Origin of the sequence: Kyrpidia sp. (assembly GCF_023512215.1) — a bacterium.
Classification (GTDB): domain Bacteria; phylum Bacillota; class Bacilli; order Kyrpidiales; family Kyrpidiaceae; genus Kyrpidia; species Kyrpidia spormannii.
In genome coordinates this window covers 12,906-27,099 of record NZ_JAILZZ010000043.1, presented here as the reverse complement: position 1 = coordinate 27,099, position 14,194 = coordinate 12,906, and the positions used below count along the sequence as shown (strand labels likewise).

13 protein-coding genes are annotated in these 14,194 nt (G+C 61.1%); 6 read left to right on the top strand and 7 right to left on the bottom strand.

From position 1 onward, the window contains the following. Positions 1 to 9 precede the first annotated feature (9 nt). From K6T64_RS13100 to K6T64_RS13085, 4 genes are read left to right on the top strand one after another with little or no spacing between them, the layout of a single operon-like run. Positions 10 to 123 (top strand): DUF6385 domain-containing protein, encoded by a 114-nt coding sequence (locus K6T64_RS13100; RefSeq protein WP_288010629.1) that lies wholly within the window; start codon positions 10 to 12, stop codon positions 121 to 123. A gap of 30 nt (positions 124 to 153) precedes the next feature. Beyond that, the gene (locus K6T64_RS13095) at positions 154 to 2,169 is read left to right on the top strand and encodes a glycosyltransferase (RefSeq protein WP_288010627.1); all 2,016 of its coding nucleotides are present in this window, start codon (positions 154 to 156) and stop codon (positions 2,167 to 2,169) included. Next, the gene (locus tag K6T64_RS13090; RefSeq protein ID WP_170085855.1) at positions 2,126 to 3,469 is read left to right on the top strand and encodes a glycosyltransferase; all 1,344 of its coding nucleotides are present in this window, start codon (positions 2,126 to 2,128) and stop codon (positions 3,467 to 3,469) included. Before K6T64_RS13095 ends, K6T64_RS13090 begins: the two co-directional genes overlap by 44 nt. Further along, on the top strand, positions 3,459 to 5,012 hold the full coding sequence (locus tag K6T64_RS13085; RefSeq protein WP_170085856.1) for a glycosyltransferase: 1,554 nt from the start codon (positions 3,459 to 3,461) through the stop codon (positions 5,010 to 5,012). The genes K6T64_RS13090 and K6T64_RS13085 overlap by 11 nt, the downstream gene beginning before the upstream one ends. An 8-nt stretch (positions 5,013 to 5,020) precedes the next feature. On the opposite strand, the gene K6T64_RS13080 is transcribed toward K6T64_RS13085, so the two are convergent. Genes K6T64_RS13080 through K6T64_RS13070 form a run of 3 tightly spaced genes read right to left on the bottom strand, consistent with a single transcriptional unit; the run spans position 5,021 to position 8,075 of the window. Then, on the bottom strand, positions 5,021 to 6,160 hold the full coding sequence (locus K6T64_RS13080; protein ID WP_100668046.1) for a glycosyltransferase family 4 protein: 1,140 nt from the start codon (positions 6,158 to 6,160) through the stop codon (positions 5,021 to 5,023). Beyond that, positions 6,157 to 6,888 (bottom strand): glycosyltransferase, encoded by a 732-nt coding sequence (locus K6T64_RS13075; RefSeq protein ID WP_170085857.1) that lies wholly within the window; start codon positions 6,886 to 6,888, stop codon positions 6,157 to 6,159. The genes K6T64_RS13080 and K6T64_RS13075 overlap by 4 nt, the downstream gene beginning before the upstream one ends. Further along, positions 6,885 to 8,075 carry a hypothetical protein gene (locus K6T64_RS13070; protein WP_288010626.1) on the bottom strand — a complete coding sequence of 397 codons (1,191 nt, stop codon included), beginning with the start codon at positions 8,073 to 8,075 and terminating at the stop codon, positions 6,885 to 6,887. Before K6T64_RS13070 ends, K6T64_RS13075 begins: the two co-directional genes overlap by 4 nt. A gap of 170 nt (positions 8,076 to 8,245) precedes the next feature. Between K6T64_RS13070 and K6T64_RS13065 the strand changes: the two genes are divergently transcribed. Both K6T64_RS13065 and K6T64_RS13060 read left to right on the top strand, forming a co-directional pair. Then, positions 8,246 to 9,157 (top strand): sensor histidine kinase, encoded by a 912-nt coding sequence (locus tag K6T64_RS13065; protein ID WP_100668049.1) that lies wholly within the window; start codon positions 8,246 to 8,248, stop codon positions 9,155 to 9,157. Positions 9,158 to 9,178: 21 nt separating this feature from the next. After that, positions 9,179 to 9,403: a hypothetical protein gene (locus tag K6T64_RS13060; RefSeq protein ID WP_170085860.1), complete on the top strand. Its 225-nt coding sequence runs from the start codon at positions 9,179 to 9,181 to the stop codon at positions 9,401 to 9,403. Between the two features lie 23 nt (positions 9,404 to 9,426). On the opposite strand, the gene K6T64_RS13055 is transcribed toward K6T64_RS13060, so the two are convergent. The 4 genes from K6T64_RS13055 to K6T64_RS13040 are packed head-to-tail and all read right to left on the bottom strand — an operon-like array spanning position 9,427 to position 14,178. After that, positions 9,427 to 10,512 carry a phosphotransferase family protein gene (locus tag K6T64_RS13055; RefSeq protein WP_288010625.1) on the bottom strand — a complete coding sequence of 362 codons (1,086 nt, stop codon included), beginning with the start codon at positions 10,510 to 10,512 and terminating at the stop codon, positions 9,427 to 9,429. Further along, on the bottom strand, positions 10,509 to 11,696 hold the full coding sequence (locus K6T64_RS13050) for an acyl-CoA dehydrogenase family protein (RefSeq protein WP_288010624.1): 1,188 nt from the start codon (positions 11,694 to 11,696) through the stop codon (positions 10,509 to 10,511). The genes K6T64_RS13055 and K6T64_RS13050 overlap by 4 nt, the downstream gene beginning before the upstream one ends. Before the next feature lie 44 nt (positions 11,697 to 11,740). Beyond that, a complete protein-coding gene (locus tag K6T64_RS13045; RefSeq protein WP_288010623.1) occupies positions 11,741 to 12,466 on the bottom strand; it encodes a 2-phosphosulfolactate phosphatase in 726 nt (241 codons plus the stop codon). Between the two features lie 23 nt (positions 12,467 to 12,489). After that, positions 12,490 to 14,178, bottom strand: coding sequence for an AMP-binding protein (locus tag K6T64_RS13040; protein WP_288010622.1), 1,689 nt, complete (start codon positions 14,176 to 14,178; stop codon positions 12,490 to 12,492). Positions 14,179 to 14,194: the final 16 nt, after the last annotated feature.

Sequence of the window (14,194 nt, the reverse complement as noted above, 5' to 3'; positions counted from 1 at the left end):
GCGGGGTCTGTGGACGTACTTGTTCCAAGCCGGTTCCTGAAATACACCCGATTGTCCTACGCCTCGGCCACAGCAGGGGCCTCCACCACCATTGACGTATTTTTCAACGCCCAGGGAACCTGATCCCCGGGCGTTCCATAGGAGGGATGCCCGGTGAGCAAACCCTTGCTCGGCGTGATGATGTTGGCAAAAGATGAGGAGAAAACGATTTTGCGAAGCCTGGAAAGCACCCGCAGTGTGGCTGACGAATGGATCGTGGTAGACACCGGATCCCGGGACCGAACGGCGGAGGTGGCCAGGAGCTTCGGAGCCCGGGTGATTCACGTCCCTTGGGAGGACGATTTTTCGAAAGCGCGCAATGCGGGCCTCGCCCATGTTCAGGCCGAGTGGGTCCTGTGGCTAGACGCCGACGAGGAGCTGAGGGACGCGGATTCGAGCTGGCTGGAGGTGCTTCGTCATACAGAGGCGAAAAGCTTTTGGCTCGATATTGAAAATCTCCTCGGCCCATCGATGGACGACCGGTTGATCCACCGAGTCCCCAGGTTGTTTCGGCGAGAACCCGGAGTGTATTTTCAAGGGCGCATTCATGAACAAATCGTTTGGGACCAAGAAGGCATTTCAGAAACGCAGATAGCCCCTTGGCGGATTGTCCACCATGGGTATCGCCCCGAGGTCATCGCCCGGCGGGATAAGGTCCGGCGCAATCTCCGGCTTTTAAGGCTTGCGCTTCGGGATCTCCCCCGGCACCCGTTTTACACGTATCAAGTCGGGGTCACCTGGTGCCAGGCCGGCCGCCTGGACCGGGCTGCCCTGTGGCTCAGCCGAGCGGCCTCTTTGACGCCACTTCAGGCGCCGTACCGCCCCACCCTCTTTCGAGACCTGGGGATGGTCTGGCTCGCCCTGGGGAAATTTCGCGACGTCGAGTTGACACTGCGGCCGGAGCTCGAGCGCTACCCGAAGTACGCCGATCTTTTTGTGATATTCGCCGACGCCCTGCGGGCTCAAGGGTTGCGGGAGGAGGCGCTGAAGGCGTATCTGCAGGCAGCGGCCTGTCCTCCCCCCGGTGCCCACGTCGGCAGCGCGGGGATCAACAGCTTCCGCCCACTCCACGCGGCGGCCCAGCTGTGCCTGGACCTCGGGCAGTTGCAAGAGGCAGAGCAGTCGGTACGCCAGGCCTTGGCGGCCCGGCCGGGGTGGGAGCCGGCCTTGGAAACGCTGGCCGAAATTCTCGCGGCCCGGGATGTACCAGAGGGCGATCTCGTCAAAGCATTGGCCTCCTGTGCCGGAACACCGCCGGACCAGCGGAGCCTGGTGCGGGCGCTACTGCATATTGGGGCCTACGGCGAGGTCATCGGGCTCCTAGATTCTGAAGATACCTCTCTCGGCAGTGAAAACCGGCCGCTGCGAGTTCAATGTCTCGTGGCTTTGGGTCAATGGCGGGAGGCGTGCCAGATAGTGGAACTCAGTATCCATTCGGGAGACCGGCAAGTCCCTCTGGGCGAGGAGGAGATCATGGACTACGCCTTGGCCCGGTGGGCTCAGGATCAATCCCTCGACCGCAGACTGGAACTTCCCCCGGTCTATCAAAGCATCGACGCCAGGCTCATGGGGAGCCCCGCATCCCCGGACACTCAAAGCCACGCGGCAATTGGACCGGACATCCTTCGGCCCCTGATCCAACGGGCGGTTCAACACCGCTTGATTCCCTTGGCGGAAGATCTGGCCGCCCTCCACAGCAACGGGATGGATCTGTTTCTCGCCAAGACCCTGTACCGTGAAGGATGGGTCTATCTCGCCGCAGACCGCTTGCTCCGTCTTCTTACCCGGCGCGAGTTGGACGCCGAGGGGCTGTTTCTGTTGGGAGAGATGCTCTACGACAAGGGACATTGGGATCAGGCGGCGGAATTGTTCGAGCAAAGTGCAGGTCTCGGGTTTTCCCGGGCCCGGCCGGCCGCTGCCGCGGCCGCCCTTCAGTCCGCCAAGAGGATGCTGGAAGAAGCCGAGGCTCTCCGACCGAAAAGGGGTGGGTTCGCGGAGGAGCGCAGGGCTGTCGGGCGGGCATTGGAACTTCTCGATGGAATCGGGTGGCACACCCACTGGCGGGGCCGGACAAGGAGGAATCGACATGAGTCGGCCGCAGATCTCCCTCTGCATGATCGTCAAGAATGAGACAGAGTACCTGGACGCCTGTCTCACCAGCGTTCGGGGCGCCGTAGACGAAATCATCGTGGTGGATACCGGTTCGGATGACGGCAGCGCTGAGTTGGCCATGCGCCACGGGGCGCGGGTGATCCGTAAACCCTGGCGGGACGACTTTGCCCGGGCCCGAAATGCCGGTCTCGACCGGGCCCGGGGCGACTGGATTCTCGTGCTCGATGCGGATGAGCGCCTGGAGCCTGGCGGTGCGGCCGGGCTGCGTACCGTGGCACAAGAGCCGGAGGCCGAGGCTGTGCTGATCCAAATCTGTCATGAGCCCGGCCCCGGTCAAGAGCCCACCGTCATCAACCCGGTGGTTCGTTTGTTCCGGAACCGGCCGGAATACCGATTCGAAGGCAGGGTTCACGAACAGATCACTCCTTCCATCTGCCGGGCCCGGCCGGAAGCCCGCTTTATCGTCAGTGAAGTCCGAGTTCGCCACCTGGGCTACCACCCGGAAACGGTGAACAGCCGCAACAAGGTCGCCCGGAACTTGAGGCTTCTTCGCCTGGAGATCCGCGACCACCCGGACCGCCCCTTTCATTGGTACAATCTCGGGGTCGAATACGTGCGATCCGGAAGACTGCCGCGGGCTCTGGCCTGTTTCCGCCGGGCGAGGCGGGGGATCGAACCGGAGCGGACCCCCTGGGCGCACCTTCTGTATAAAACCGAAGCCCGGTGTCTCTACGCCGCCGGCCAGCCCGGGGATGCCCTCGCCCTCATTCAGGAAGGTCTGCGGCTATTTCCGAAGTATACAGATTTATACTGCCTGGCCGGCCTCATTGCTCTGGACCTGGGCCGGTGGGGGGCGGGCACAGAATTTCTGCGCAAGGCTGTGGAGCTCGGCCCTGCTCCTTCGATGTTCCATCGAGAAGAAAGAATGGGAACGTATCTTCCCTGTTTCGCCCTCGGTGCCGCCGCGGAACAACTCCGGGTATACGACGCCGCCCTGATGTGGTTTAAAGCCGCGCTGACCTTTCAGCCGGCCCTGCGGCCGGCCGCCCTTCGAATCGCGGCTATTCTCCGTGTCATCCGGGGGGAAAAGGCGGCTTCGGATTTTTGGGCCACCTGGGCCGCAGGCGATCCGAAGGGCCGGCAAACAAGGAGGATCGCTTCCACGACTTTATCACCTGGGGTAAGCCGGCGTCTGGCGGATGCGGAGCGGCACCTGTGCAGGATAACAGACTCTACACCCTTTCAATCCTTGATTCTCGCCGTTCGCCTGGAGATCGCTCAGATACAACTCGGGGAGGTGGCAAGTCATGCCCTTTGACATCTCGCTCTGCATGATTGTGCGCAATGAAGAAGACTTTTTGCCACGCTGCCTGACTTCCGTCGCCCCCTACGTGTCAGAGATCATCATGGTGGACACCGGATCTACAGACCGGACCCGGGAGATCGCCGCTTCCTTCGGAGCGAAGATTCTCGACATCCCCTGGGCGGACGATTTTTCCCAAGCTCGCAACGCGGGGCTGGAAGCCGCTCGGATGCCGTGGATTCTGGTAATGGACGCCGATGAAACCCTCGTGCCTCCGGATTCGGGGTACCTGGGCCGCCTCCTGGCGGACCGAGATGTAAAAGGATATTTTTTGCAGATCCGCCATCGGATCGGGGACGGTTCTTCAGGCGAATATGTGACGGATGCGGCCTGCCGCCTGTTCCGGAATGACCCGCAGATTCGATTTCAAGGGGTCATCCACGAGGAAACCGCCTCTGCCATCCGGGCGGCCTATGGCGATGGGATTCGGTTCTCCGACCTGGTCCTTTGGCACGAGGGGTATGTCGATGAGGTGATCCGCAGGAGAAAGAAAAATGAGCGCAACGAGCGCCTGTTGAAAAGAGCCTTAGCTCAGCGTCCCGAGGATCCCGTGCTCCTTTACGCCTGGGGAACGGAGCAGTTCCAACAAGCCCGTTATAAGGAAGCACTGACAGCCTTTGAGCGGGCCCTGGAGTCAGCCCCCGTCTTTACGGGGTACACGTCAGACTTGGTGATGAAAACGGCTTACTGCCTCCGTGAACTGGGCCGCCGGCGGGAGGCCGCACAACTGCTCCGGGAAGCGGCCGCTTTTTACCGCGATTTTGTCGATCTTTTCGAGTGGAGGGCCATCCTGCACCTGGACGACGATCGGGCGGACCTGGCTCTGCCCCTCCTGGACCATTGCCTGGAGTTGGGCCCTTGTGACGGCCGCTACAGTTCGGCGTCCGGGGCGGGAACGTATCGAAGTCATTTTCTAGCCGGTATCGCCTGTGAACGGTTGTGGTTATGGGAGGAGGCGATGGACCATTATCAACGGGCTCTCCAGACTCACCCCGGCTATGAACCGGCGGGGCGCCGGCTGGCCGAATTGAAATGTTTGTTCGATATGAACAGCGCTCAAGGTGGAAATCAGTCGGTGCCTATGAACACTGAAAACCCGGGGGCTCCGGTGCCCCCTCCCGACCGGGGACCGGCGGATCCTTCGATAGACCTTCTCCCTCCCAGGCCGTTACATCTGCTGGGCGTTTCCCGCGAACAAATCGCCACGTGGGCCCGGCAGTATTTGAGCCTCTCCTCCGAGCCGACGTACCAAGAAGCCCTGTTGGCCGGATGGTTGGCCCTGGAAAGCGACCTCGACACCCTGGCTGCCAAATGGTTCGCCCTCGCCGCCGGGATGTACCCCCATCGGGCTGCACCCCGGGTTGGGCGATTCCTGGCGGCGGTGCACACCTTCCAGCGCCTTGTCCCCGACGTGGCAGCCAGAGTTCTCCCGGGACCCCTGCCATGGGCCCTCCACAGCCGACAGCTCCTGGCCGCCCTCTCCGAACCCCCGTTCTAGAAGACATTTCAATCCACGGCCCTGGGAGACCGGGCAGCCCAACCGGCCAACCAAGGTCTGAGCACCCGGCTCCACCGGAGCCGCCAGCGAGACCGGTCAAAAGCCCGGGCCGTCTCCCGGGCTTTGCGCCCCAGGGCTCTACGCAGACCTCGATTCTCGATGCAGCGCCCCACCGCCGCTTCCAACGCTTCAAAATCTGGCGGCACCAACAGGCCGTTATACCCGTCGATCACCAGATCGTTCAACCCCCCGACATCGGTAGCCACCACCGCCGCCCCGCAACTGAGAGCTTCTAAACAAGAAAACGAAGTTCCCTCGGAAAAAATGCTGGGGATCACCACGATGTCGGCCCTTTGATAGGCGCGGACCATCTCCGAAAAGGACAGCACATGGTGAAGGAGGCGATGGCGGTGGGGGTGTTCTTTCATCCAGAATCGAAACACCCGGGTTATAGGATTACCTTCCACCACATCCCCCGCAAACTCCACCACCACATCCGGATGCCGGGCCAGAATCCGGTCTGTTGTGATCATCATGGGAATCACGCCCCGCTCCCAACTGATGCGCCGGGGAAATAGTACCCGCACTTGATCAGCCCGCCGCATCCCGGGGTCAGGGCGAAACCTGCGAGTATCCACATGATTCGGGATAAACACCAATTTTCGCGGATCGTTAAAGGTGCACACCGACCGGCAGTAGGTCACAAAATGTGAATCCACGGACACGATGCGCTGCAGATGGTCTAACGCCCCTTGGATGGCACCGGCCACCTGGGCTTTCTCCTGGGCGGAGCCGTCGCCCCGATCCCAGTTGATTCCATGACAAATTCCAATACTGTGGGGGCGGAAGCGAAGGGGATGCCAGAGGAAACTGGCATAAATCACAGGCCCATCCACGGCATCCGCCATCTGTTCAAACACCTTCACGGCATCGTCGGGGCCACATGCGTGTCCATACACATCGATCCCGTCGACCTGACTGGAAAATGCACCTTGAAAGGACAGTTGGTGGATTTCCGGCCGCATTCCCAAGTCCTGAAGCAAAAGAGCCAGATCAAACATGTAGCGTTCCAACCCGCCCGCAAAAACCCTTTCAAATCGGCCATTGTACCCGTCGACAAAGCTGTGCGTCAGAATCCCCACTTTCATTCTCCGTCCTCCCTCCACTCCACCAAACGGGGATTCGGTTCGAGGATCGAGCGGTACTGGGCAAGGCTTCCCCAGCGGCCGTCGGGATCCAGGGCCATATAGCGCTCATATTTTTGCTGAAGATACTCCCTGGGGCCCACCCACCCGAGATGTTTGATCCGAATCGGCGAACACAGTCCGGGAAGGGGGCGATAGGATAGGGGAACGCGGGGGACGTGGAGATCCATCGGCGGAAAAAAGTAATGATACCCCGGGAGGAAGCGGACCAAGGTAACGGTGTAACGTTTGTGAAGGTTCCAATGCTCGTCCTCTCGGTAATGGGTCAGGCCTCCCCACATGTCGAACATCCGGAAGGCCACCCAATCGTACTGGTCCTGATCGATAAGGGCCCGGATCTCTTCCTTCGCGCGGTCCTCATATAATTCATCCGCATCCACGGCGAGTAGCCAATCGGGGTGGGTGGAGACCGCCACATCCCAGAGCAGGGACCGCAAGTTCCACTCCCGCCTGAATTGAGATTCGGGCAGAACGACTAATTTAACGACTTTCTTAAAATCGCGACAAAGGTCGGGGGTCCCGTCGGTACTGGCGTCATCCACGATCACCACGTCATCGACAAATTCCGACAGGCACCGAAGCACGGTGTCCAAATAGCGGTCCGCTTCATTGCGAACCTGCATCATGGCCGTCAAGCGATTACCGGAGGATTTGCGCACAGGACGAGTCATGACGCTCTTTCCCCACGGCGGATTTGCTCAAGAAGACTTTCCGCCTCGTCCATTTCAAGAATGTAACCAAGGGCGTTAGGGTCTTCGGCGGCGGCCCGGAGAAAATGGTGAATCGCCCCGGGGCGGTCTCCTTGAAGCCAGTAGAAAAAACCCTCAAGAATCTCGACCGATCGGTGCACCGAATGGGTTTTGCAATCCGCCGGTGCGACCTCGCGAAAAGCCTGGTCCAGATAACCTGTCCGCAAAGCGATTTCCAACCGGAGTCGTCCCGATTCCTCCCCATCTGTTTCACTCAGCACTTCCCGGGCCGAACGCAGATCATCATTGAGCAGAAAGAGCCGGGCCCGGACCAGCGCCTGCCGTCCATCCTCCAGCCACGTCAGCAAACGTTCATACTCCCATTTGGCAGCTTGGTCCAGCGCAGTCACCCCGTAGGCCTGAACCGCCTCCTCCAAACGCCCCTGCTTCACCAGAATAGCGGACAAAAACCGGTAATGCGTGACGAGACAATCGGCACGCCCCGACGCCACGGCCCGTTCAAAAGAAGCAAGAAGGTCCTCCCGGGCCGCTGGATCCTCCAAGAGGTACCGGTAGGCCGCCGAGAAATAGAGGGCCTTTTCGGAGATTTCTTCCCGCCCCACAAAGCCTTGATATTCCTTCAGTCGCGAGTGCCACTGTTCCTTTTCCAGTCCTCTGAGTTCCTCAGGATTTTCCAACGCCCCTATAACCCGCGACACCCAGTGCACCGCTTCTTGCCGGCAGCGGTATGGATCCCAAAAAAATACCGTTGGCCGCTGAAAGCACCATTGAAGATACTGAGTTTCCGATCGAACAAATACAGCGTCTGCAGCAGCCGCAACGAGGTTCGCCAAGCGGCGCTGGGCGGCGGTGCTGAAAGAAATATGAGCCATCACGGCGACCGTGCGCTCCGGGCGCCACCCCCCGAAGGCAGACACCCACAGCGGTTCGGTCACGATGGCCGTGGTTTCATCGGCTGGCAGTCGCCGGCACTCCTCAATAGAGATGTCACGAACGACATCCTCAACATCGGCATTCTCTTCTAGACCCGAACCGCCAGAGTCAGACCCTGCGCCTACATAATACCGGCACTCGGCCGGGAGCACCTCCAACAGGTCGCGATAGGGAAAATGGGACAGTGTCTCCGATCCAAAAGCCACCACCTTCATTCTTCGCCCCTCCTTCCACCTTCCCTCCAAGGTATGAGTGTGGCAGAACTAAGGAATGTTCGACTGCCTAGCCCCACGCCACATTAACCGTCTTTCCGCTCCCTTGCGAAACCCCTGCGGATCGCTCACAATACAGGAGAAGCCTGTTCGAGCAAGAGAGGTGATCCCCCGTGAACGAACGCGCTGTTCGGCGTGCCTTGCTCATCGTCCCCGCCGTGGTCGTCGCCCTTTTCGAACTGATTCGACACACGCCCTGGGTGCTCAGCCTTCTTCCGATGGAAGCCTCCAACTGGCTTACCGCCATCCTCGCAGGTTTGGTTACGGCCCTCATTTCCAGGCGGCTTTTTGCCAGGCTGGACGCCTTGCATGACGAGATCGCCCAGGCGCGGGAACGGGAGCTCGTCGCGTCCGAACATAAAAGAATGGCCGAGAAACTGCACGACGACATCGGGCAAACCCTCTTTTTTATCGGAGTGCAACTGAATCATGCCCGAAAAAAGCTGCCGGCCCGGCATCCCGCCGGCGTACACCTGGAGGAAATTCAAGAAGCCCTTCGGGAAGTCGATGACGAACTGCGGAAAACCATCCTCGATCTGCGGCCCGGGATTGGGGATTCGGTGGATGAGCAGACGTGGAAAACTCACCTCGAGCAGTTCGCCACCGGTTTCGGCGCACAGGTCGTGATCGCCGGCGAGGCGCCGGAACTGGCTCCCGTCGCGTGGCCGGTCCTCGCAGCCATCTGCCGGGAAGCAGTGGTTAACGCCGTCAAACACGGAGCGGCGAGCCGAGTGTTTCTCACCTGGACGCAGGCGGGGAGGCGCTGGGAGTTGACCATCACTGACGACGGGCAGCGGGAAGAAAGTTGGGATCGCGCACAGAAGGAGGGACATTACGGGGTGGCGCTCATCCGGCAGCGGGCCGCTTCCATTGGGGCGGAAGTTCGCTTTGAACGGACTCTCACCGGGCTTCGCATTCGCCTCACGGCGGTCCGCTCCACCGGCGACTCCGTCTCCAGGCGAAGGAGAGTCCTGTCCCGCCGTATAATCGCGGGTTTTCTGGACGAACCTAAAGTGGAACCATGAGGAAAATCGGAGGAAACGAAGATGTTGTGGCTGGCCATCCTGTTCGTCGCCGCTGCGTTGCTGGAATGGCCCGCCATGTGGCGGGCCGGCCAGCGCAGAGAGTTGGCTGTTCACGGAACGTTACTCGCGCTGGCCCTCGTTATGGCAGCCATGGTCCAGTGGCAGGTCTACCTGCAGTTTAACCCTCTGGCTCCCTTGGAAGCTGTCTTCGGCCCCATCACCCAGTGGTTTTACCGCATCCTCTAACCGATCGCTGTGCAGGGTTCACCTCACGCCCGGCCGGGAATGCACCCGTCAGCGTACTCCAACAGTCGCCTCACCCGGAGCCCAAAACCGGCAAACCTCGGATCCTGGGTCTGTCCCCGTTTCCACCGCACATAGATCTGCTGGAGAATCACCGCCAACTTAAAGTAGGCAAACACCATATAAAAATCCAGGGACGATACATCCCGTCCGCTCCGGCGCGAATAGCGCTCCACGAACTCGTCTCGACTGAGAAATCCGCCGTATTTGGTCACCGTCGGCAATACCTCTTTGAGCAGCTCCGGGTCCGTCTCCTCGGCCCAGTAACTGAGAGACACCGCCAAATCGAACAGCGGGTCGCCGATCGTTGCCATTTCCCAGTCCACCACGGCGACAATCCGGGAGAGGTCGCCCGGGTCCAGCAGCAGGTTATTTAACTTGTAGTCGTTATGAATGATCGTCGCCGCCGGCGACGCCGGAAGATGATCCCCCAGCCAGCGGGTGATCCGATCCACCTGGGGAATGTCGTCCGTCTTCGCCCGGTGGTACCGGTCGATCCATCCGCCGACCTGCCGCTGCAAAAAGCCCTCCGGTCGGCCGAACTCCCCCAGGCCCGCCTCTCGATAATCGACCGCGTGCAGCTCCGCCAGCGTGTCCACCACCGCATAGGAAATCCGCCGACACAATTCCGGCGTCGCCTCCACGCCCGGCGGGAACTTATCGTCCAATACCGCTCCCCGCCGGTACTCCATCACGTAAAACGGCGCCCCGAGCACCGCCGGATCCTCGCAAAACGCGTAGGGCCGCGGAGCCAGCGGAAACACACGGTGCAACCGACTCAAAAACGAAGACTCCCGCTTCATGTCGTGCGCCTTCGGCGGCAGCGGCCCGAAGGGAGGCCGCCGCAGCACCGCCTCCCATTCCCCGCAACGAATCCAGTACGTGAGGTTCGACGCCCCGGAGGGGAACTGCTCGACCTCGACCGGGCAATCCCCCAGCCCCTCGATGTGCGCCGACAAAAACCGGCGCACCGCCTCGACATCCAGTTCTTCTCCGGGGCGAACGGGAATGGTGCCCCGTCCGCGGCCCGGGCGACTTGCTTCAACCGTCACAACGATCGCCTCTCCCGAAACTCTCTCATGATCCGCTTCGCCACCACCACCCGGTGCACCTCGTCCGCACCGTCGTAAATCCGCGCCGCCCGGGCCTCCCGATAAAACCCTTCCAAGGGCGTGTCTTTGGAGAACCCGAGGGCGCCGTGCACCTGGATGGCCCGGTCGATCACCCGGTGGAGCGCATTCGCCCCGTAGAATTTAATCAGCGAAATCTCTTTTCGCGCATCGAGCCCCTGGTCCATTTTCCAAGCGGCATGAAGCGTGAGAAACCTCGAGGTCTCAATGTCCGCGTAGGACTCGGCAATGTCGTTCTGCACCGTTTGAAAATCGACCAGTTTCTGCCCTCGGGTCTCCCGGCGCTGCACGTAGTCCAGCATCATCTCGAAACTGCGTCGCATCACGCCGATCCAGCGCATGGCATGGGTGATCCGCCCGGGCCCCAAACGAAGCTGAGCCAGCCGGAAGCCGTCCCCTACCTCCCCCAGCAAGTTCTCGCCCGGGATCCGGCAATTCCGAAACCACAGCTCCGTGTGCCCTCCGAGGGTGTCGCCCATCACCGGCACATCCCGGACGATCTCCAGCCCCGGCGTCCCCGCCTCCACGATGAACATGCTCGCGCGGCGGTGAGGGTCGGCATCGGGGTCGGTGACCGCCATCACGATGAAAAACGCCGCCCGGGATCCCCCGGTGGCGAACCATTTATGCCCGTCGATCACCCAGCCGTCCCCGTCCCGGCGGGCGGTGGTCCGCAGCAACGTCGGGTCCGACCCCGAGACCTCCGGTTCGGTCATGGCGAACGCCGTATAAATCTCCCCGGCCACCGAAGGCTTCAGGTATCGTTCCTTCTGCGCCTGCGTCCCGGCCAGCCACAGGATCTCCTGGTTGCCGGTGTCCGGCGCATTGGTGCCGAACGCCCGGGGGGCGATCGGACTGCGGCCGAGGATCTCGTTCATCAGTCCCAAGGTCACATAACCCATGCCAAGGCCTCCCGCTTCTTTCGGCAGATGCGGCGCCCACAACCCGGCCTCTTTCACCCGCTTCTGCAGCCCGCGCATCTTCTCTTCGGGAAACCCTTCTTCTTCATGAAAATCCCGTTCGGCGGGATAAATGTACCGTTCCATGATCTCGTTTGTGCGATCAAGCACCGATTGTTGCTCTGGTGTCGGGGAAAAATCAAACACGGATCTCACCTCGTTGGAGTCATTGGATTGCTCCGTTGGTTGAATCAGTCGCCGAACAGGCGTAACCGGCCGTCCTCCAGCCCGACCACAGCCGTACTCGCCCCCACGGTCCCGGCGAACTCCAGGGTATGGCGGCGGCCGACGCTCGTGAACCAACGGCCCACCCGGCCCAGGCTCAGCGCCTCCACCATCCGGCCGTCGTGCATCCGGGCCGCGTCCCGGACCAAGATCGCGCCGTCATCCAGTTCCCAACCCGCTATGCCCAGCCGGTCGGCGATCACCCCGGCGCAAAGGGCGTCTTCCAGCGACAGGCGCCCTTTTGATCCGGCGCAGATGAGGTAGACCACCGCAAGGTTCGCCTCCTGTACATACTTCGCCACCGCCGGGGCATTGCGCAGCGAAGCCAGAAGAACTCGCTCCGCACCCTCCGCCCGGCGCAGGGCCGGGGTGCCGTTGGTGGTCAAAAACACCACGTCCCGACCGGCGATCCCCTCTTCGGTATACTCCTCGGGAAACGGCCCCAGGTCAAATCCGGGAACCTCCCGACCGTCCTCCTCCCCGCCGGTCAAAAGACGCGGGGACATCCACGTTCTTTTCAAATCCAGGGCGTCGGCCAGGTCCCGGGCCGGGAACACCCGGCCGGCACCCCGCTCCATCATCGTGATCATGGTGGTGGTCGCCAGGAGCACGTCCATCACCACGGCCGCGGCCCCCCGGAGGCGATCCGGGTCGATCTGTTCTTTAGCCGTCCACAGGTACACTCTGTTCATCCGATCGTTCGACCTTTCACTGTTCACGACTGAGAGGAGCGTTCCCGGAGTTCCCGCCGGAGGAATTTTCCCGACGCGGTTTTCGGAATCTCCGGCAAAAACTCCACCAAACGCGGATATTTATACGCTGCCATCCGCTCCTTGCAGAACTGCACGATCTCTTCCGTCGTCACCTTCCCGGCGTATTCGTCACGAAGCGCCACGAAAGCTTTGACCGTCTCCCCCCGGTACGGATCGGGAACCCCCACCACCGCCGCTTCCTTCACCGCCGGGTGCTGGTACAAGGTATCCTCCACCTCCCGGGGCCACACTTTGTACCCCGAGGCATTGATCATGTCCTTCTTGCGGTCAACCACGTAAAACCAGCCGTCCTCGTCCATGACCACCACATCTCCGGTGAGAAAATACCCGTCGTGGAACGCATTTTTCGTCGCTTCGGGTTTATTCCAATATCCAGAAAAAATCATCGGCCCGCGCACGGCGAACTCCCCCGGTTCCCCGACGCCCACCTCTCGCCCGGGATCCTCCAAATCCACCACCTTGGCCAGGCAGTTCGGCACCGGAATCCCCACGGACAAAGCCCCGCTGCCGGGATCCACCGGCGCCCGAACGCCGAGAGGCACCGCGTGCGTCGGAGAATTGCTTTCCGTCAGCCCGTAGATGTTGTGAATATACCCGCCGAACGCCCTTTCGAACTGTTCCACCAAACTCGGGGCAATCGGAGCGCCTCCGCTGTAATACTTCGACATCGAGCCGACATCGGCCTGCTTCGCCTCGGGGGCATTCATGAGGGCAATAAACGCCGTGATCGACGCCACGGTCATGGTCGGTTTCCACCGCTCGATCATCTCCAGGGCCACCCTGGCGTCGAACCGATGGAACAACACCAGGGGAATTCCCGCCCGGGCGGCCAGGGCGGCGTGCCCGACGATGCCCGTGATGTGAAACAGCGGGGCCAGCCCCAGCACGCCGTCTTCGTCTCCCATCTGCATCCAGATCCGATACACGTTCGCGTTATACGCCACGTTGCGATGCAGGTTCATGGCGCCTTTGGGCCGTCCGGTGGTCCCCGACGTGTACACGAGATAAGCGATATCCTCGGGACTCACCGCCACCCGCACACTTGGATCCGGTGTTGTTTGACGCAAAGCCGATACCAAATCCACCGTGCCGGTCGGGGTGAATTTTTTCGTCTGATTCAAAAGCGGCGTTTTTTCCGCCGTTTGTCGGGAGACCAAATCGCTTTCATGGGTGGTGATCACCTGCTGTACGTCGGTTCTCCCGATCACTTTCTCCGCATGAGCGGCGTACAGGGAATCCAAGGCAACCAGCACTTTGGCGCCCGAATCCTGCAGATGGTACTCCACTTCTTTTTCTTTAAACATGGGGTTGAGAGGCACCACCGCGGCCCCTCGTTTCCAGGCCCCGTATTGGGCGATCAGAAACTGGGGATTGTTCTGTACATACACCGCCACTCGATCCTCTTTGTCGACCCCCCAGCCTGCGAGAAGAGTCGCAAAGCGATCGGCCAGGTCATCCAACTGGGCATAGGTCAATGTCTGGTCAAAATAGTGAACCGCCGGGCGGTTTCCCACTCTCTTTGCGCTCTCCTCGAACACGTCGATCATGCTGATCTCCGGCAAAGGCAATTCAGCGGGAACAAAGTCTGGATAATGTTTCAGCCAAGGTTTCTGATCATACACCGAACCCATGGTCCACCCTCCTTCC